Below are 18,419 nucleotides of genomic sequence, written 5' to 3'. Positions count from 1 at the left end.
TTGTTCGTGGACGTAAAGCGAAGCAGTCCACGAACAAGGCCCCGGAGGACCGTCACCGCACCCAACAACAACCCAGCCCGCCGCAGGCGCAACGGAGAGAAGAACCGCGGCGCAGCAGACAGGTACGTGGGAGGCGCCGCAAAGCGCAGCGGACGGCTACTTGATCTTCGTCCCCGTAGAGCGAAGGTTCGCGCAAGCCTCCGTCACGCGCTTGGCCATGCCGGCCTCGGCCAGCTTGCCCCAGCTGCGCGGGTCGTAGGTCTTCTTGTTGCCGACCTCGCCGTCGACCTTCAGCACACCGTCGTAGTTGCGGAACATGTGGTCCGCGATGGGACGGGAGAACGCGTACTGGGTGTCCGTGTCGAGGTTCATCTTGACCACGCCGTTCTCCAGCGCGGTGGCGATCTCCTGCTCGGTGGAGCCGGAGCCGCCGTGGAAGACGAAGTCGAACGGCGCGGCCTTGCCGTACTTGGCGCCGACGCCCTCCTGGAGGTCCTTGAGGAGCTCGGGGCGGAGCACGACGTTGCCCGGCTTGTAGACGCCGTGGACGTTGCCGAAGGAGGCGGCGAGGAGGTAGCGGCCCTTCTCGCCCAGGCCCAGCGCCTCGGCGGTGCGCAGCGCGTCGTCGACCGTGGTGTAGAGCTCGTCGTTGATCTCGTGGCTGACGCCGTCCTCCTCACCGCCGGTCGGGGTGATCTCGACCTCAAGGATGATCTTGGCGGCGGCGGCCTTGGCGAGCAGCTCCTGGCCGATGGCCAGGTTGTCGGCGAGGGTCTCGGCCGAGCCGTCCCACATGTGCGACTGGAACAGCGGGTTCTGGCCCTTGGCGACGCGCTCGGCGGAGATGTCGAGCAGCGGGCGGACGTAGCCGTCGAGCTTGTCCTTGGGGCAGTGGTCGGTGTGCAGCGCGACGGTGATGTCGTACTTGTCGGCCACGACGTGCGCGAACTCGGCGAGCGCGACCGCGCCGGTCACCATGTCCTTGTTGTACTGGCCACCCAGGAACTCCGCACCACCGGTGGAGATCTGGATGATGCCGTCGCTCTCGGCCTCGGCGAAGCCACGCAGCGCGGCGTGCAGCGTCTGCGTCGACGTGACATTGATGGCCGGGTAGGCGAACTTGCCTGCCTTCGCCCGGTCCAGCATCTCGGTGTAGACCTCGGGAGTTGCGATGGGCATCTGTCCGCTCCTTGTATGTGCGGGTGTGCGTTCTTGGCCCTGACCTGGGACGGCGACGTTGCCGAGCACATCTTCCCAGACTCCGTGGATTGCTCCACCTCCCCCATCCGGCCACCACGCGAAAGTGGCGGTCGGTTTCCCGTGAAACCGGCCGCCACTCGATGAATCCGCAGGTCAGCGCGTTACGCTCGCGTCAGCGCCGGAGGCCGGACGGACCTCAGACGAGCCCGAGGTCGCCCAGCTGGAAGCCCGTGATATAGGGCAGTCCGGCGTCGGCGATCGCGGACGCGGCACCCCGGTCGACGATCGTGGCCACCGCGACGACCTCGGCGCCCGCCTCACGGGCCGCCTCGACGGCGGTCAGCGGGGAGCCGCCGGTGGTGGAGGTGTCCTCGACGACCAGGACCCGGCGGCCCGTGATGTCCGGACCCTCGATACGGCGCTGCATGCCGTGCGCCTTCTGGGCCTTGCGGACGACGAACGCGTCCAGGCGCCGGCCGCGCGCGGCGGAGGCGTGCAGCATCGACGTCGCCACCGGGTCGGCGCCCAGCGTCAGCCCGCCCACCGCGTCGTAGTCCAGGTCGGCGGTGATGTCCAGCATCAGCTGCCCCACCAGGGGCGCGGCCTCGCCGTCCAGGGTGATCCGGCGCAGGTCGATGTAGTAGTCGGCCTCCTTGCCGGAGGAAAGCGTCACCTTGCCGTGCACCACGGCCTTGTCCTTGATCTGCTGCAGCAGCTCGCCGCGCACGTCGTCACTCATGGTCCCGAGCTTATGCGGTGTCCCCGGACAGGCTCCGCCAGCTCCAGGTCATGGAGATCTCCAGCGGGTCGATGGGGGTGACCAGGCGGGGCAGGGTGTTGAGGCCGTTGGGCGGGCCGGACTGCGGTTCGACGCAGACCGCGGCCTCCTGCTCGTCGTAGACCACCACCCACTCTGCGCGGCTGGTGACCTTGAGCTCCAGGCGGCCCGGCCAGGTGAGGGTGGCGGCGACCCCGCGCGGCATGCCGAAGCAGTCGTCCCAGGGGCCGGGCCGCGGGGTGATCCGCCGGCCGGTCGGGAGGTGGTCGGGGCCCCGCTCCTCCTGCCACTCGGGGAGGAAGTCGAGGTGTACGTCCTGCCCTTCGCCGAGGTTCCGCCGGAACCACGGGTGCCAGCCGGCCTGCGCGGGGAAGGAGTCGCCGGTCGCCTCGACGCCCATGGTGAGGGTGAGCGAGCTGCCGTCCGCGCCGAGCTGGACGAGCTGGGTGACCCGCCCCGGGTACGGCCAGGGGGCCGCCGGGTCGGTGAGGTCGTAGGTGAAGACCGCCTCCGTGGGGCCGGTCCGGGCGGTGTGCCAGCGGAGGTTGCGGCCGGTGCCGTGGATCGCGTGCGGCGGGGCGTTCCGCGGCATGCGGTGCAGCTCGCCGCCGTTGCGGAACTCGCCGTGCGCGAGCCGGCCGCACCACGGCACCATCGGGAAGCAGCCGTAGGTGTCGCCCTGCCGCAGCAGTTCCGTACCGCCGACGCGGAGGCTGCCGATCCGGCAGCCGTTGTCCGGCCGGACGGTCACTTCGGTGTCTCCGGCGGCCAGCCGTACCCCGTCCGGTGCGCCGCCCTGCGTGGTGTTGTCGGTACTCACGGGGCCCGACCCTAGCGGTGTGCCGGGCCGCGCCGGGGGACGCCGCCGGACGTCGCGGTCAGCGGCGACGGCGCAGCACCCGGCCGACGACGACGGCGGACGCCAGCACCACCGCGGCGGCCGGTGCGGCCCAGCGCAGGGTCAGCGAGGTGGCGTTGGGCTCGGGGGCGGGCACCGGCGCGTAGCGGCCGCGCGGCGGGGCGTGGTCGACCTCCTCGGCGCTGCGCCCGATCATCGTGCGGCGGGCGTGCGCGGCCTCGGCCGGGGCGACCTCGTCCAGGTCGTCGTCGTAGGCGAACGCGGCCTCCTCGGCGGCGTCGCCCGCGTCGGCCAGGTCGGCCTCCTCGATGGCGTCGCCCGCGTCGGCCAGGTCGGCCTCCTCGATGGCGTCCTCGTCGCTGAGCGGGTCCAGGGAGGGCGGCGGCACCTCGGTGTCGAAGACGCCGGTCCGGTCGGGCCCTTCGGCGACCGGATGCCGGCGGAGGTCGTCCGCGAGGTTCTCGGCGAACCGGTCCAGCAGCCGGCGCCCGGCGGTCTCGGCGGCGCGGTCGGTGGCCTCGGCCAGCCGGCCGTCGCTGTGGACGGTGCCGGCGCAGGCCAGGGTGGTGCCGGGGCCGGGATCGGTGGCCGGGGCCAGCCGTACGGTCAGGGTCAGCGCGACCGCGCCGTCACCCACGGACTCGGTGCCCTTGGCCTCGACGGTCACCTCGGCGGTGCCCTCGTCACCAGGACCGCCGTCCGCCGGATCACCGACCGTGAGACTGCCGCGGTAGGTGATGGTGGAGCTTCCGATACGCAGCCGCAGCCGGCCCTCGGGGCGGTGCGGGGCGGCATCGACGTCGAGCTGGACTCCGGGGACACAGCGCGCCACCCGCTCCGGTTCGGTGAGCGCCCGCCGCACGGTCCGGACGGGAAACGGAACGTACACCTCATGCTCCATGACACGGGAGCCTACCCAGCGCCCCGGGGACCGTGCCCGCCCACGCACAACTTTCTGCACTCCGGCCCGGGTCGGGGCCGCCGCGCGTACCCTGCCCCGGTCCCATGGGGCGGTTCAGTCCTGGTAGCGCGGATGCATCAGCGTGGACGCCGGGAGGCCGGGGATGCGGTCGCGGAGGTCGCCCTGCCGGGCGGCCCGCAGCGCCTCGCGGGTCACCGGTGTCGGGGGTGCGTCGGGCGCCGGGCCGAAGCGGGGGCGGTGCCGGGCGGCGAGCACGAAACCCCAGTAGCGGAGCGTCGGTCCGAGGGTGAGCGGTTCGCCGATCGGCTGCGGGGCGGGGTCGGCCGAGCGGTCGGGGCCGAAGAAGGACGCGGGGCGGCCGGGCATGCGGTACGGGTCGGTGGCCAGGCCCACCGAGCGGACCGTGGCGTCCACCGTCCAGTAGGCCCTGGCCCGGGCGACCGGCGGTCCGGCGTGCACCACCAGGCGGCCGCGGTCGGCCAGCAGCCGCGCGGCCAGACCGTAGAACTCCTGGGAGTACAGCTTGGTGCTGGCGGTGATGCCGGGGTCGGGGAGGTCGGAGACGATCACGTCGTAGGGCGCGGGGCGGTGGCCGGGGGCGTGCCGGTCGCGCAGCCAGTCGAAGGCGTCGGCGGTGACGACGTGGACCCGGGGGTCGCCGAGCGAGTGGTCGTTCAGCCGGGTCAGGCCCGGGTCCGTGCGGGCCAGCCGGAGGACGCCGGGATCGAGTTCGACGACGGTGACCGAGCGGACCGCGCGGTAGCGGAGGATCTCGCGTACGGCGAGGCCGTCGCCGCCGCCGAGGACCAGGACCCGGGCGTGCGGGCCGGCGGTCATCGCCGGGTGCACCAGCGCTTCGTGGTAGCGGACTTCGGTGTCCCCGCTGACCCGCAGCCGGCCGTCGAGGTACAGCTCCAGCGGCCGGCCGGAACCTTTCCTCTCCGCTCCCGCACCGGTTCCGGTCCCGCCGGTCAGCACCACTTCCTGGACGCCGGTCTGCACCGCGACCCGGGCCGCCGAGCCGTACACCGCCCGCCGCGCGGCCCGTTCGAAGGGCGTGGCCAGCAGTACGCCGGCGGCGAGCAGCGCCAGCACGAGGGCGTTCACCATGAGCAGGGTCCAGCGGGCCCGGGCGGTCAGGTCGCGGCGGAACAGCCAGAGCACCAGGGCGCCGCCGGCCACGTCGTTGACCGTGCCGGTGACCAGGGTGCCGGTCAGCTGGCCGAGGCTCGGCAGCAGCAGGAAGGGGAAGGCCAGGCCGCCGACGAGCGCGCCGACGTAGTCCGCGGCGAACAGGTCCGCGACCGCCCCGCCCGCGTCCTGCCGCCGCACCCGCTGGATCAGGGTCATCAGCAGCGGCACCTCGGCGCCGATCAGGACGCCGATGACCAGGGAGAAGGCGACCAGTGCGGTGCGGGCCTGGGCGAACCAGGCGAAGCAGGCGTAGAGCGCCATCGCGGAGCTGCCGCCGACCAGCGCGAGCCCGGCCTCGACCGCGCCGAAGCCGACCGCCGCCCGGCACCGCAGCCGCTTGGCGAGCAGCGCGCCGATGCCCATCGCGAAGACCATGACGGACAGCACGACCGATGCCTGGGTGACCGAGTCGCCCACCAAGTACGTGGCCATCGCGACGAGTTCGAGTTCGTAGACCAGTCCGCAGGCGGCGCAGACGAAGACCACGCAGAGCACGAGCAGCCGGCCGAGCCCGGCCGGGACGGGCAGTCGCGCCGACGTCATGGCCTCCGGCGGCCCGAGGGTGCCGGTGAGAGCGGACTCTGGCGGGTCGATCATGCGTGAACGCTACGTGACGATTCCGTACTTATTGGTCACCCACACGTGTGCACTCTGCGGGCTACACGCGTCAGTTGGGCGATGTCGAAGTGCAAGTCCGCGGCGGACACGCGACGTTGCGCGCCCGCGCGCACCACACCGCGCACGCCCCGCCGTCTCTCCACACGCCCGGCGTGCATCCACCACTAGACGGCCGCCACCGCTGTGCGTACGCCCACCCGGGTCCGAGTGGCCACCAAACGGCCCTCCTGCGGATACGCGTGCCAGGTCCGCCAGCGCACCTGGTCCCGCTGGCACTGCGCCAGCAGCGCGGTGAAGGCGTGCGGCGAACCGGGGAACGTCCCGGCGAGCCCGTACGGATGCTCGGCGACCAGCGCGAGCAACTCCTGTGCGCGCCCCGCGAACGAACCGCGCGACAGGGTCTCCACATGCGCGGCGAACTCGTAGTCCCAGTCCCCCAGGCGCTTGGCCACACCGAGCGGCAGCGGGGTACTGCTGCCCGGCAGACAGGCCACGGTCTCGGAACACCTCCCGCGTTCCTCTTCGAGAATGACCTGGTGGGAGGCACCGAGCAGCCTCAACTGCACGTGGATGCCGTGGTGTTGGAGATCGAGCACGGCCAGGGCCGGCAGGGGTTCCCTGTCCAGCGCCCAGGCCAGGTCGGATGCACGGGTATCGGTGTACGCCGTCTTCAAAGTGGTGAGCATGGGTCGGCTCCGCAAGCACGCAGTGGAATGGTGGGCCGGCCCGCCCGTCAAGGATCAGGAATGTACATCTGCCTGCCGGCTCGCGCCCACGTGGGAATCGGAGAACGTGGGGGAATTCTCTATGAAGAGGGAATCATGAATGCCCGGTCACCACAGCAGTTTTACCCATCTTCTCCGGGTTTCCATCCCCTAGAGGGCCTAGCAGTTCACCTGTTCAACTTCCGTGCGCCCGGCGGGCGTTGGCGCTCGTCAACGTCCCGCCGGGCGCATATGCGGAGGGGCATGCGCCACCCGCATGTGTACGGCTCAGGACCCGCCGCCACCGCCGCAGCCGCCACCCCCGCCACCGCAGCCGCCGCCACCGCAGGAGTGCCCGCCGTGGTGGCCACCGCCGTGATGCCCACCGCCGTGGTGGCCGCCGTGGTGGCCGCCCGACCCCGAGTCACCACCCGCCCACCAGCTGGCGCCGGCCGAGCTCCCGCCGCGGCCGCCGCCCCCGCCCCGCACGGCCAGGGCCACGACCCCGAGCACCACCGCGCAGATCACCACGAAGAACAAGATCCCCATCACCATCTGCCTCACACTCCTTTCGCTCCCCCGAAGCGTGGGGCACCTCCCACGCCCTTCCGGCGGTGGGGGACCATCGCTCCGTCCGGCGCCCGCTGCGCCGCCACGGCCCTCCCGGGCCGCCGGCCGCCACGTCGACGGCCGCCTGTGTGCTTGATGTGCTGGGGCTGATGCCCTGGCCCTCCCCGTCTCAAAGCACAGTTGAGGAAGTCCAGAGGTTCGGCGCAGGATGGCGCGCATGGACCGACCGCTGCTCAATCGCCGCCTCGCCGAATTCGGCACCACGATCTTCGCCGAGATGTCGGCACTCGCCGTACGCACCGGCTCCATCAACCTCGGCCAGGGCTTCCCGGACGCCGACGGCCCCGAGGAGGTCAGGGAGGCGGCGGTGCGCGCACTGCGCGACGGCCGCGGCAACCAATACCCGCCCGGACCCGGCATCCCCGAGCTGCGCACCGCCGTCGCCGCCCACCAGCAGCGCTTCTACGGGCACCTGGGCCTGTCGTACGACCCGGACACCGAGGTCCTGGTCACCGCCGGCGCCACCGAGGCCATCGCGGCCGCGCTGCTCGCCCTCCTCGAACCGGGCGACGAGGTCATCGCGCTGGAGCCGTACTACGACTCCTACGCCGCCTGCATCGCCATGGCGGGCGGCCGCCGGGTGCCGGTGACCCTGCGCGCCGAGCCGGAATCCGGTACCTACCGCCTCGACCTGGACGAGCTGCGCGACGCCATCACCGACGACACCCGCCTCATCCTCCTCAACACCCCGCACAACCCCACCGGCACCGTCCTGACCCGCGAGGAGCTCTCCACCCTCGCCGAGCTGGCCGTGGCACGGAACCTCATCGTGATCACCGACGAGGTCTACGAGCACCTCGTCTTCGAGGGCGAGCACCTGCCCCTCGCGTCCTTCCCCGGGATGCGCGACCGCACCGTCACCATCAGCTCGGCCGGCAAGACCTTCTCCTTCACCGGCTGGAAGGTCGGCTGGGTCACCGCCGCGCCGGAGCTGATCACCGCGGTCCGCTCGGCCAAGCAGTTCCTCACCTACGTATCCGCCGGCCCGTTCCAGTACGCCGTCGCCGAGGCCCTGGCCCTGCCCGACGGCTACTACAGCGAGCTGCGCGAGGACCTGCGCGCCAAGCGCGATGTGCTCGCCACCGGTCTGGCCGACGCCGGCTTCCAGGTCTTCCGCCCCGCCGGCACGTACTTCATCACCACCGACATCCGCCCCCTCGGCGCCGAGCTGTCCCAGGAGGGCGACGGTTTCGCCTTCTGCCGGGCCCTGCCCGAGCGCGCCGGCGTCGTCGCCATCCCCAACGCCGTCTTCTACGACCACAAGGACCAGGGCACGCCCTTCGTCCGCTTCGCCTTCTGCAAGAGCGTCGACGTCCTCCAGGAGGCATCGCGGCGCCTGAAGGCGCTGGCGTCCGGATAGCCGGCGCGAAAGGGCGCCCGACGCGACGACGCGGGCCCCGGAGCGATGCTCCTGGGCCCGCGCAGCCGGGTGTCCGGGGGTGAAAAGGGGTGTCAGCCCTCCTCGTCGCCCGGCTTGTCGTCGGAGTCGCCGTCGATCTCGGCCTCCAAACCGAGCTGCTCGACGATCCACTTGTCGAATTCGATGGAGGCGCGGACCCAGCTGACCGTGCTCGACACGAAGTGTTCGAGCGAGACACCGGTGCCGATCAGCATCGATGCCTCACCGATCAGACGGACCGTGCCGTCGTCATGGGTGTGGGTGTAGGCCTTGGGCCACAGCGTCCGGCGGTTCCAGTCGTCGATCGCCTCCAGCAGCTTCGACTTCTCATCGAGGCCGTGGACACGGTCGTAGAACGTGCGGACGGAGAAGATCTGCTGCTCCTCCTCGCCCCGGAACATGAAGTACGTGCGGAACTGCTCCCACGGGGCGGCGAGGTCACCCTCCTCGTCGACTACGTACTTCAGCTCCATCTGGTCGAGGAGCTGCTTGACCAGATCCTGGTCGGGCAGGACGGGACCATCAGGCCCCGAGGGCTGCGGTTCGGGCTGGCCCCCGAAATTCGGAATCGAGGACGGGTCGATGCTCACCGTGGAATTCCCTTCGTATGGTCCCTGCCATCCTCCCCCACATCCGCCCCGTCCTGGCAAGCCCGGACGGGGCCGGTGCGGGCAACGGGTAGGTCAAGGGAATGATCCAGGCGGTCCGGCTCAGACCGCGGCGTGCCCGGCGGCGGCCACCGTCAGCCGCTTCCCGTCGCCGTCCACGTCCACCCGTACGGTGTCGCCGTCGAGCACCTCGCCGGCCAGGATGGCCCGGGCGAGCTGGTCGCCGATGGCCGTCTGCACCAGGCGGCGCAGCGGCCGGGCACCGTACGACAGGTCGGGCGCGGGGGCGTCGACGACCGGTTCGTGGCCGAGCCAGGCGAGCCAGTCCAGCGCGCGGTCGGTGACGTCCAGGGTGAGCCGGCGGTCGCCGAGGCGGCGCTGGAGGTGCTCCAGCTGGATCCGGGCGATCCGCTGCAGCTGTTCCGTGCCGAGTGCGTGGAAGACCACCACGTCGTCGAGCCGGTTGAGGAATTCGGGCCGGAAGGACGCGCGGACGGTCTCCAGCACCTTCTCCTTCTTCTCCTCCTCCTTCAGCAGCGGGTCCATCAGGAAGCCGGAGCCCAGGTTGGAGGTCAGGATCAGGATGGTGTTCCGGAAGTCGACCGTGCGGCCCTGGCCGTCCGTGAGCCGGCCGTCGTCGAGCACCTGGAGCAGGATGTCGAAGACCTCGGTGTGCGCCTTCTCCACCTCGTCGAGGAGGATCACGCTGTACGGGCGGCGGCGGACCGCCTCGGTCAGCTGGCCGCCCTCCTCGTAGCCGACGTAGCCGGGCGGCGCGCCGACCAGGCGGGCGACGCTGTGCTTCTCGCCGTACTCCGACATGTCGATCCGGACCATCGCCCGCTCGTCGTCGAAGAGGAAGTCGGCGAGCGCCTTGGCCAGCTCGGTCTTGCCGACGCCGGTCGGGCCGAGGAAGAGGAACGAGCCGGTGGGCCGGTCCGGGTCGGCGATCCCGGCGCGGGTGCGGCGGACCGCGTCCGACACCGAGCGGACCGCCTCGGTCTGGCCGATCAGCCGCTTGCCGATCTCCTCCTCCATGCGGAGCAGCTTCTGGGTCTCGCCCTCCAGGAGGCGGCCGGCCGGGATGCCGGTCCAGGAGGCGACCACGTCCGCGATGTCGTCCGGGCCGACCTCCTCCTTGACCATGGACTCCTTGGCGGCCTCCTGCTCGGCCTCGGCGGCCGCGGCCTCCTCCAGCTCCCGTTCGAGGCCCGGGATCTCGCCGTAGAGCAGCTTGGAGGCGGTGTCGAAGTCACCGTCCCGCTGGGCGCGCTCGGCCTGGCCGCGCAGTTCGTCGAGCTTCTCCTTCAGCTCACCGACGCGGTTGAGGCTCTGCTTCTCCTTCTCCCACCGGGCGGTCAGTCCGCGCAGCTCCTCCTCCTTGTCGGCTAGGTCCTTGCGCAGCTTCTCCAGGCGCGCGACGGAGCCGGCGTCGGTCTCGTTGCGGAGCGCGAGTTCCTCCATCTTGAGGCGGTCGACGGCGCGCTGCAGCTCGTCGATCTCCACGGGCGAGGAGTCGATCTCCATCCGGAGCCGGGACGCGGCCTCGTCGACCAGGTCGATCGCCTTGTCCGGCAGGAAGCGGGAGGTGATGTAGCGGTCGGAGAGGGTGGCCGCGGCGACCAGCGCGGAGTCGGCGATCTGCACCTTGTGGTGCGCCTCGTAGCGGCCCTTGAGGCCGCGCAGGATCGCCACCGTGTCCTCGACGGTCGGCTCGGCGACCAGCACCTGCTGGAAGCGCCGCTCCAGCGCGGCGTCCTTCTCGATCCGCTCGCGGTACTCGTCGAGCGTGGTCGCACCGACCATCCGCAGCTCACCGCGGGCCAGCATGGGCTTGAGCATGTTGCCCGCGTCCATCGACGAGTCCCCGCCGGCGCCCGCGCCGACGACGGTGTGCAGCTCGTCGATGAAGGTGATGATCTGGCCCTCGCTGGACTTGATCTCCGCCAGGACGGTCTTGAGACGTTCCTCGAACTCACCGCGGTACTTCGCGCCGGCGACCATCGCCCCCAGGTCCAGCGCGACCAGCCGCTTGTTGCGCAGCGACTCGGGCACGTCGCCCTTGACGATCCGCTGCGCCAGGCCCTCGACGACGGCGGTCTTGCCGACGCCGGGCTCGCCGATCAGCACCGGGTTGTTCTTCGTACGGCGGGAGAGCACCTGGACCACCCGCCGGATCTCGTGGTCCCGGCCGATGACCGGGTCGAGCTTGCCCTCGCGGGCGGCCGCGGTGAAGTCCGTACCGAACTTCTCCAGCGCCTTGTACGTGCCCTCCGGGTCGGGGTTGGTCACCCGCTGCCCGCCGCGGTTCGCCTCGAACGCGGCCAGCAGCTTCTTGGCGGAGGCGCCCTGCTGCTCCAGCAGCTCGCCGGTGCGCCCGCCCTTGGCGGCGATCCCGATCAGCAGGTGCTCGGTGGAGACATAGTCGTCCCCGAGGTCCTTGGCCCGCTGGGTGGCGTCCGCGATGGCGGTCAGCAGCTCGCGGTCCGGCTGCGGCGGGCCGACCGTCGAGCCCTGCGCGCTGGGCAGCGCGGCGAGCTGCCGCTCGGCGCCGTTGCGCAGCGCGGCGGCGTCCGCCTCCACGGCGGCCAGCAGGTCCATGATGTTCTCGTTGTCCTGCCCGGACAGCAGCGCGAGCAGGAGATGCGCGGACGTCATGTCCGCGTGCCCGGCGGTGACCGCCCGCTTGTTGGCAGCGCTCAGCGCCTCCCGGCTCTTGTTGGTCAGCTCGGCGTCCACGGCCTCGTGATCCTCCTCGTACTCGTGCCCGTACCCGGTACTGGCGCACGTTCCCTGAGCCAATCCTGCCTATGCCAACGTGCGATAAGTTGAGTCTATTCCACTCAAGGCACATCCGGGCACCGGAGCTCCCCCTTACTCTGGCTCCCATGGCCCATGACCTCAGCGCCCTCTCTCCCGAGTACCTCGCCTTCTGGGGCGAATACCTCATGTCGACGCTCACCACGCCGCGGCCGGACGGGACGCCGCACGTCGTTCCGGTCGGCGTCACCTACGACGCCGGGCAGCGGATCGCGCGGGTGATCACGCGCAAGGACAGCACCAAGGTCAAGAACGTGCTCGCCGCCGGGCCGGACGGGGCGCGGGTCGCCGTGTGCCAGGTCGACCGGGGGCGCTGGGCGACCCTGGAGGGCATCGCGCGGGTACGGACCGAGGCCGACGCGGTGGCCGACGCGGTCGCGCGGTACGCGGAGCGGTACGGGCGGACGCCGACCCCCAACCCCGACCGCGTCATGATCGAGATCGCGGTGACCAGGGCCATGGGACGGGCCTGAGCACCCAGGAGACCCCTCTGGTCCAGACCTGTCCGAAAACGGACGCTCCGCATCCGGCAAAACCGCGCCACCTGGTACCCAAGTACGACGGGGATCGAGCAGCACCGGGCAACGGCGACCAACTCCGGCCTCGTCCCGGGCAGAAGAAGGCAGCTGGAGGCGCCATGGCGTCGGCTTTGCGCATCGTGACGACCGTTCCGCGCCGTCCGCACCCCGCCCGTCCATGCCCGCACGCCGAGCTCTGCCCGCGCTGCGGCGGCCAGCTCGCGGTCAACCAGGACGGCTGGAAGATCTGCCACGCCTGCGGATACGCCTCGCCACCCGGTACAGCCCCTCCACCACGGGCCGCCCTCGGGGGTATCGTCGCCCCCACAGTCGCCACGCACCGGAGGGCACGATGAACTCGGTCCGAGTGACGGCGATCGCCTGCCTGATGCCGCTGTCCGAGCTGGACGAGGATCCGTTCCTGGTCGACGACCGCAGCCAGCACGACATGTGCAAACAGTGGGCGGCGGCCCGTGATTACCACCTGACCTGCCAGCTCACCCTTCACCACCTGCGCGCCGACCACAGCGCGCTGTGGCGCGACGTCGAAAAGGGCCTGGTCGACGTGTTCGTGACGCCCAATCGGCGGGCGCTGGAGTACGCCATCGACGGCGCCGACGAGTTCAGCGCCCGGTGCGCCGCGGCCGGCGTCCGGCTGGAGACCGCCGACCTCGACGAGCCGGTCTACACGCTCGCGATGAAGTCCCAGGTGCACCGCCGGCTGTCGATGCCGACGGCGGGCTACAACGGCTGCTGAGCGCCCTTCCGGGGCCTTGCCGCGCCCCGCGCCCCCGCCTGCCCCCCTGCCGTCCTCTCCGTAACGCCCGGACACGGCGAAGGGCCGGGACGGCTCGTCACCACCCCGGCCCTGCGTACCACTGCGCGGCACGGCGCCCGTTACTCGGACCGCTTCGGCCGCCACACCACCAGCGCGCTGGTCTGCTGCACGTCCTGATACGGCACCAGATCACGCCGATAGGAGGCGTGCACCGCGGCCTCCCGCTGCCGCATCGCGCTGGCCGCGCCGTCCAGGGCGCCCTGCAGCTCGGCGATCCGCTGCTGCAGGGCCGCGACCTGGTTCTCCAGCTCGATGATGCGCTTGATGCCGGCGAGGTTGATGCCCTCGTCCTGGGACAACTGCTGCACCGTGCGGAGCAGTTCGATGTCCCGGGCGGAGTAGCGGCGGCCCCGCCCGGCCGTGCGGTCGGGCGAGACCAGCCCCAGCCGGTCGTACTGCCGCAAGGTCTGCGGATGCAGGCCGGAGAGCTGAGCCGCGACGGAGATGACGTACACCGGCGACTCATCGGTCAGTTCATAGGGATTACGACGCTGCCCGCCCCGGCTCTCCATCTCAAGCTCCCTTCGCGGCCTGGAACAGCTCCGCCCGCGGGTCCGCACCCGCGGTCGCCTCGCGATAGGACTCCAGCGCTTCCCGCGCCTGGTCGCTGAGGTCCTCGGGAACGACGACCTCGATGGTGACCAGCAGATCACCCCGGGTGCCGTCCTTGCGGGCCGCGCCCTTGCCCCGGGCCCGCATCGTGCGTCCGTTGGGGGTGCCGGCCGGCAGCTTCAGCGTCACCGGCGGACCGCCCAGCGTCGGCACCTTCACCTCGCCGCCGAGCGCCGCCTCCGGGAAGGTGACCGGCACCGTGACGGTGAGGTTGTCGCCCTTGCGGCCGAAGACCGGGTGCGCGTCGACGTGCACGACCACGTACAGATCGCCGGCCGGACCGCCCCGCTCACCGGGAGCCCCCTTGCCGCGCAGCCGGATCCGCTGCCCGTCGGAGACGCCCGCGGGGATACGGACCTGCATCGTGCGCGCGCTGGTGGCCCGTCCGCTGCCCTTGCAGACATCGCACGGGTCCTGCGCGATCAGGCCGCGGCCCTTGCAGTCGGCGCACGGGTCGGTGAGCGAGAAGCCGCCGCCCGCGCCCCGGCTGACCTGTCCGGTGCCGACACAGGTCGGGCAGACCCGAGGCGTACCGTTTTTGTCACCGGTGCCCGAACACGCCTTGCAGGCCGCCTGGCTGGACATCCGCAGCGGGACCGTGGCCCCGTCGACCGCCTCGGTGAAGCTCAGCGTCACCTCGGACTCGACGTCCTGGCCGCGCCGCGGGTGGGTACGCGTACCCGCGGCGCCGCCGCGGTTGAACAGCCCGCCGAAGACGTCCCCGAGCCCGCCGCCGAAGCCACCGGCACCGCCGCCGCCGGCCTGGCCGCCGAAGAGGTCGCCCAGGTCGAAGTTGAAGGAACCGCCGCCGCCCGGCCCCGGCCGGAAGCCGCCGTTGCCGAACAGCGCGCGCGCCTCGTCGTACTCCTTGCGGCGCTTGGCGTCCCCCAGGACGTCATTGGCCTCGGAGATCTCCTTGAAGCGCTCCTCGGCCTTGGCGTCGCCCTTGTTGGCGTCCGGGTGGTTCTCCCGGGCCAGCTTGCGGTACGCCTTCTTGATCTCCGCTTCGGTGGCGTCCTTGGGGACGCCGAGGACCTTGTAGTAGTCCTTCTCGACGAAGTCCTTGGTGCTCATCCCCGACGTCCCTCCTCCCGCGCGGTTCTTGTGTGTGTCCTCACGTCAGCCCTCTTCCGGGCCACCGTTCTCCTCGTCCGAAGCCTTGGCGTCCTCGTCCGAGGCGGACTTGGCGCTCTGCGCGCCCGGCTGCGGTTCGGCGACGGCGACCCGCGCGGGGCGGATCGTTCGCTCACCGATGCGATACCCGGGCTGCAGAATCGCCACGCACGTCGTCTCCGTGACGTCGGGCGCGTACGAGTGCATCAGGGCCTCGTGGATCGTCGGGTCGAAGGGCTCGCCCTCCTTGCCGAACTGCTGCAGACCGAGCTTGGCGACCACGGTTTCCAGCGACTCGGCGACCGACTTGAAGCCGCCGACCAGCTCGCCGTGTTCACGCGCCCGGCCGACGTCGTCGAGCACGGGAAGGAGCTCGGACAGGAGGTTCGCCACCGCGATCTCCTTGACCGCGACCCGGTCCCGTTCCACCCGACGGCGGTAGTTCTGGTACTCCGCCTGGAGCCGCTGGAGGTCCGCCGTGCGCTCGTTGAGCGCCGTGCGCACCTGGTCCAGCTGCGCCTGGAGCGCTACGTCCTGTACGTCCCCGGCCGGGGCCGAGCCCGCCTTCTGGGCGGACTCGGCCTCCTGCGCCGCGTCTTCGGGGGCTGCGGCGTCAGAGGGGACGTCGGGCTTCTCTTCAAAGCCCGGGGTCTCCTCCGTCACGCGGCACCGTCCTTCTTGGGCTTCTCGTCGTCGACGATCTCGGCGTCCACCACGTCGTCATCGGCCTTGGCCTGCTCACCTGCGGCAGCACCCTCGGCGCCCGCGGCGGCCTGCGCGTCGGCGTACATGGCCTGGCCGAGCTTCTGGGAGACGGCCGCGACCTTCTCGGTGGCGGTGCGGATCTCCGCGGTGTCCTCGCCCTTGAGCTTCTCCTTCAGCTCGCCCACGGCGGTCTCGACCTCGGTCTTGACCTCCGCGGGGACCTTGTCCTCGTTGTCCTTGAGGAACTTCTCGGTCTGGTAGACGAGCTGCTCGCCCTGGTTGCGGGCCTCGGCGGCCTCGCGGCGCTTGTGGTCCTCGTCCGCGTACCGCTCGGCCTCCTCCCGCATCCGGTCGACCTCGTCCTTCGGCAGCGACGAACCGCCGGTGACGGTCATCTTCTGCTCCTTGCCCGTGCCCAGGTCCTTCGCGGTCACGTGCATGATGCCGTTGGCGTCGATGTCGAAGGAGACCTCGATCTGCGGGACACCACGCGGGGCCGGCGGCAGACCAGTCAGCTCGAACATCCCGAGCTTCTTGTTGTACGCCGCGATCTCGCGCTCGCCCTGGTAGACCTGGATCTGCACGGACGGCTGGTTGTCCTCGGCGGTGGTGAAGATCTCGGACCGCTTGGTCGGGATCGTCGTGTTCCGCTCGATGAGCTTGGTCATGATGCCGCCCTTGGTCTCGATGCCGAGGGACAGCGGGGTGACGTCCAGCAGGAGGACGTCCTTGACCTCACCCTTGAGGACACCGGCCTGCAGGGTGGCACCGATGGCCACGACCTCGTCCGGGTTGACGCCCTTGTTGGCGTCCTTGCCGCCGGTCAGCTCCTTGACGAGCTCGGCGACGGCCGGCATACGGGTCGAGCCGCCGACCAGGACCACGTGGTCGATCTCGGCCAGCTGGATGCCGGCGTCCTTGATCACGTTGTGGAACGGGGTCTTGCAGCGCTCCAGGAGGTCCGCGGTCAGCTGCTGGAACTGCGAGCGGGTGAGCTTCTCGTCCAGGTGCAGCGGGCCCTCGGCCGAGGCGGTGATGTACGGCAGGTTGATCGTGGTCTCGGTGGACGACGAGAGCTCGATCTTCGCCTTCTCGGCGGCCTCGCGCAGCCGCTGCAGCGCCATCTTGTCCTTGGACAGGTCGACGCCGTGGCCGTTCTGGAACTGCTTGACCAGGTAGTCGACGACGCGCTGGTCCCAGTCGTCACCACCGAGGTGGTTGTCACCGTTGGTGGCCTTCACCTCGACGACGCCGTCGCCGATCTCCAGCAGCGAGACGTCGAAGGTGCCGCCACCGAGGTCGAAGACCAGAATGGTCTGGTCGTCCTTCTCCAGGCCGTAGGCCAGGGCGGCCGCGGTGGGCTCGTTGACGATACGCAGGACGTTGAGGCCCGCGATCTCACCGGCCTCCTTGGTGGCCTGGCGCTCGGAGTCGTTGAAGTAGGCCGGAACGGTGATGACCGCGTCGACGACCTTCTCGCCCAGATACGCCTCGGCATCCCGCTTGAGCTTCTGCAGGATGAAGGCGCTCATCTGCTGCGGGTTGAAGTCCTTGCCGTCAATGCCGATCTTCCAGTCGGTGCCCATGTGGCGCTTGACCGACCGGATCGTCCTGTCGACGTTGGTGACCGCCTGGCGCTTGGCGACCTCGCCGACCAGCACCTCGCCATTCTTGGCGAAGGCGACGACGGACGGCGTGGTCCTGGCGCCCTCGGCGTTGGTGATGACGGTGGGCTCACCGCCTTCAAGAACACTGACGACGGAGTTCGTCGTGCCCAGGTCGATGCCGACCGCACGTGCCATTTCGATTCCTCCAGCTGACTTGAGTGGAACAGGCTCAAGAGTGCAACACCGACGAAAACCTGTCAACAGAGCTGAGTCGAGTCCGCTCAACTTTTATGTCGCCCTTATCGTCACCCGGCCACCCCGGAGGACGCGCACCCCCCACACAGGGTTGCCTTCGCGACACAGATCACCGGCCGGGTGCCTTCATGGCACCGGGGAGAATGGGTAACCTCAGCCGCAGACCCAAAAAGTTACTCAGTAGTAGTCCCGCTGGGCCCCGCTCAGCGCTCTCCGTCTTCCGCTCTCGCAGGTCCGAGGAGCCCCTCATGCAACTCGCCGCGATCATCGTGTCGCTGGTCCTCATCGCGATCGGTGTCGCGCTGTTCGGCCGCGCCATCCTGCAGATCTACCGCCAGATGCGGCTCGGCCAGCCCGTACCCGCCGGCACCCGCACCGATGCCCCCGTGCAGCGAACGGTCACCGTGGCCAAGGAGTTCCTCGGCCACACCCGTATGAACCGCTGGGGCGTCGTCGGTGTCGCGCACTGGTTCGTGGCGGTGGGCTTCTTCTCGCTGCTGCTGACGATCGTCAACGCCATCGGCCAGCTCTTCAAGGCCGACTGGCTGCTGCCGGTCATCGGCGAGTGGGCGCCGTACAACGTCTTCGTCGAGTTCATCGGCACGATGACGGTGCTCGGCATCCTCGCCCTGATCGTGATCCGCCAGCTGAGCAAGCCGAACAAGCCGGGCCGCAAGTCCCGCTTCGCCGGCTCCAACTTCGGCCAGGCGTACTTCGTCGAGGCCGTCATCCTCATCGTCGGCGTCTGCATCTTCATGCTGCACGCCCTGGAGGGCGCCCAGCACCACGTGGACGCCTACGAGGCGTCGTTCTTCATCTCGTACCCGGTGGTCGGCTGGCTCAAGGGCCTGGACGTCGCCACGCTGCAGAACCTGACCTACTTCTTCGCCGGCCTGAAGATCGCGACCTCGTTCATCTGGATGATCACGGTCGCCCTGAAGACCGACATGGGTGTGGCCTGGCACCGCTTCCTGGCCTTCCCCAACATCTGGTTCAAGCGCGAGGCGGACGGCGATGTCGCCCTGGGCGCGCTGCAGCC

16 protein-coding genes and 1 pseudogene are annotated in these 18,419 nt (G+C 70.7%); 4 read left to right on the top strand and 13 right to left on the bottom strand.

Features of this window, described 5'->3' with window-relative positions:
- Positions 1-156: 156 nt before the first annotated feature.
- From fbaA to ACFV1J_RS39115, 7 genes are all read right to left on the bottom strand, one after another.
- On the bottom strand, positions 157-1,179 hold the full coding sequence (fbaA, locus tag ACFV1J_RS39145) for a class II fructose-bisphosphate aldolase (protein ID WP_385866557.1): 1,023 nt from the start codon (positions 1,177-1,179) through the stop codon (positions 157-159).
- 217 nt (positions 1,180-1,396) lie between these two features.
- Positions 1,397-1,939 (bottom strand): orotate phosphoribosyltransferase, encoded by a 543-nt coding sequence (gene pyrE / locus ACFV1J_RS39140; RefSeq protein ID WP_385866555.1) that lies wholly within the window; start codon positions 1,937-1,939, stop codon positions 1,397-1,399.
- Between the two features lie 10 nt (positions 1,940-1,949).
- Positions 1,950-2,798, bottom strand: coding sequence for an aldose 1-epimerase (locus ACFV1J_RS39135; protein WP_385866554.1), 849 nt, complete (start codon positions 2,796-2,798; stop codon positions 1,950-1,952).
- Positions 2,799-2,856: 58 nt separating this feature from the next.
- Positions 2,857-3,738 (bottom strand): SRPBCC domain-containing protein, encoded by an 882-nt coding sequence (locus ACFV1J_RS39130; protein WP_385866552.1) that lies wholly within the window; start codon positions 3,736-3,738, stop codon positions 2,857-2,859.
- Between the two features lie 114 nt (positions 3,739-3,852).
- A complete protein-coding gene (locus ACFV1J_RS39125) occupies positions 3,853-5,550 on the bottom strand; it encodes a polyamine aminopropyltransferase (protein WP_385866551.1) in 1,698 nt (565 codons plus the stop codon).
- A 185-nt stretch (positions 5,551-5,735) separates the two neighbouring features.
- Positions 5,736-6,257 carry a DUF2617 family protein gene (locus tag ACFV1J_RS39120; RefSeq protein ID WP_385866549.1) on the bottom strand — a complete coding sequence of 174 codons (522 nt, stop codon included), beginning with the start codon at positions 6,255-6,257 and terminating at the stop codon, positions 5,736-5,738.
- Between the two features lie 306 nt (positions 6,258-6,563).
- Positions 6,564-6,830 (bottom strand): hypothetical protein, encoded by a 267-nt coding sequence (locus ACFV1J_RS39115; RefSeq protein WP_385866548.1) that lies wholly within the window; start codon positions 6,828-6,830, stop codon positions 6,564-6,566.
- Between the two features lie 232 nt (positions 6,831-7,062).
- On the opposite strand from ACFV1J_RS39115, the gene ACFV1J_RS39110 reads away from it, so the two are divergent.
- Complete coding sequence (locus tag ACFV1J_RS39110; RefSeq protein ID WP_385866546.1) at positions 7,063-8,265, top strand: pyridoxal phosphate-dependent aminotransferase; 1,203 nt, start codon at positions 7,063-7,065, stop codon at positions 8,263-8,265.
- 92 nt (positions 8,266-8,357) lie between these two features.
- Here the strand turns inward: ACFV1J_RS39110 and ACFV1J_RS39105 are convergent, their stop codons facing one another.
- Entirely contained in the window at positions 8,358-8,894 is a 537-nt protein-coding gene (locus tag ACFV1J_RS39105) for a YbjN domain-containing protein (protein WP_360956982.1), read from the bottom strand.
- Between the two features lie 120 nt (positions 8,895-9,014).
- Entirely contained in the window at positions 9,015-11,651 is a 2,637-nt protein-coding gene (gene clpB / locus ACFV1J_RS39100) for an ATP-dependent chaperone ClpB (RefSeq protein ID WP_385866544.1), read from the bottom strand.
- A gap of 149 nt (positions 11,652-11,800) precedes the next feature.
- On the opposite strand from clpB, the gene ACFV1J_RS39095 reads away from it, so the two are divergent.
- Together ACFV1J_RS39095 and ACFV1J_RS39090 are read left to right on the top strand one after the other, a co-directional pair.
- A complete protein-coding gene (locus ACFV1J_RS39095) occupies positions 11,801-12,205 on the top strand; it encodes a pyridoxamine 5'-phosphate oxidase family protein (protein WP_385866542.1) in 405 nt (134 codons plus the stop codon).
- Between the two features lie 397 nt (positions 12,206-12,602).
- On the top strand, positions 12,603-13,007 hold the full coding sequence (locus tag ACFV1J_RS39090; RefSeq protein WP_385866540.1) for a hypothetical protein: 405 nt from the start codon (positions 12,603-12,605) through the stop codon (positions 13,005-13,007).
- Positions 13,008-13,147: 140 nt separating this feature from the next.
- On the opposite strand, the gene ACFV1J_RS39085 is transcribed toward ACFV1J_RS39090, so the two are convergent.
- Genes ACFV1J_RS39085 through dnaK form a run of 4 tightly spaced genes read right to left on the bottom strand, consistent with a single transcriptional unit; the run spans position 13,148 to position 17,320 of the window.
- On the bottom strand, positions 13,148-13,600 hold the full coding sequence (locus tag ACFV1J_RS39085) for a heat shock protein transcriptional repressor HspR (protein ID WP_385866538.1): 453 nt from the start codon (positions 13,598-13,600) through the stop codon (positions 13,148-13,150).
- 1 nt (position 13,601) lies between these two features.
- Positions 13,602-14,774 carry a molecular chaperone DnaJ gene (dnaJ, locus tag ACFV1J_RS39080; protein ID WP_385866537.1) on the bottom strand — a complete coding sequence of 391 codons (1,173 nt, stop codon included), beginning with the start codon at positions 14,772-14,774 and terminating at the stop codon, positions 13,602-13,604.
- Positions 14,775-14,819: 45 nt separating this feature from the next.
- Positions 14,820-15,476, bottom strand: coding sequence for a nucleotide exchange factor GrpE (gene grpE, locus ACFV1J_RS39075; RefSeq protein WP_385866536.1), 657 nt, complete (start codon positions 15,474-15,476; stop codon positions 14,820-14,822).
- A complete protein-coding gene (gene dnaK / locus ACFV1J_RS39070; RefSeq protein ID WP_385866534.1) occupies positions 15,473-17,320 on the bottom strand; it encodes a molecular chaperone DnaK in 1,848 nt (615 codons plus the stop codon). Before dnaK ends, grpE begins: the two co-directional genes overlap by 4 nt.
- A 308-nt stretch (positions 17,321-17,628) precedes the next feature.
- Between dnaK and ACFV1J_RS39065 the strand changes: the two are divergent.
- Positions 17,629-18,419, top strand: a pseudogene (locus ACFV1J_RS39065) (Fe-S oxidoreductase); the annotation flags it as partial.

It is taken from the genome of Streptomyces sp. NPDC059649, assembly GCF_042734445.1.
In the GTDB taxonomy this organism is placed as follows: domain Bacteria; phylum Actinomycetota; class Actinomycetes; order Streptomycetales; family Streptomycetaceae; genus Streptomyces.
The sequence above is the reverse complement of the archived record's forward strand: the minus strand, read 5'-3'. Positions and strand labels throughout refer to the sequence as shown.

Coding starts and splice junctions, on each gene's coding strand:
- fbaA (WP_385866557.1), bottom strand. CDS start 1,179: ATGCCCATCGCAACTCCCGAGGTCTACACCGAGATGCTGGACCGGGCG.
- pyrE (WP_385866555.1), bottom strand. CDS start 1,939: ATGAGTGACGACGTGCGCGGCGAGCTGCTGCAGCAGATCAAGGACAAG.
- ACFV1J_RS39130 (WP_385866552.1), bottom strand. CDS start 3,738: ATGGAGCATGAGGTGTACGTTCCGTTTCCCGTCCGGACCGTGCGGCGG.
- ACFV1J_RS39125 (WP_385866551.1), bottom strand. CDS start 5,550: ATGATCGACCCGCCAGAGTCCGCTCTCACCGGCACCCTCGGGCCGCCG.
- ACFV1J_RS39120 (WP_385866549.1), bottom strand. CDS start 6,257: ATGCTCACCACTTTGAAGACGGCGTACACCGATACCCGTGCATCCGAC.
- ACFV1J_RS39115 (WP_385866548.1), bottom strand. CDS start 6,830: ATGGTGATGGGGATCTTGTTCTTCGTGGTGATCTGCGCGGTGGTGCTC.
- ACFV1J_RS39110 (WP_385866546.1), top strand. CDS start 7,063: ATGGACCGACCGCTGCTCAATCGCCGCCTCGCCGAATTCGGCACCACG.
- ACFV1J_RS39095 (WP_385866542.1), top strand. CDS start 11,801: ATGGCCCATGACCTCAGCGCCCTCTCTCCCGAGTACCTCGCCTTCTGG.
- ACFV1J_RS39090 (WP_385866540.1), top strand. CDS start 12,603: ATGAACTCGGTCCGAGTGACGGCGATCGCCTGCCTGATGCCGCTGTCC.
- ACFV1J_RS39085 (WP_385866538.1), bottom strand. CDS start 13,600: ATGGAGAGCCGGGGCGGGCAGCGTCGTAATCCCTATGAACTGACCGAT.
- dnaJ (WP_385866537.1), bottom strand. CDS start 14,774: ATGAGCACCAAGGACTTCGTCGAGAAGGACTACTACAAGGTCCTCGGC.
- dnaK (WP_385866534.1), bottom strand. CDS start 17,320: ATGGCACGTGCGGTCGGCATCGACCTGGGCACGACGAACTCCGTCGTC.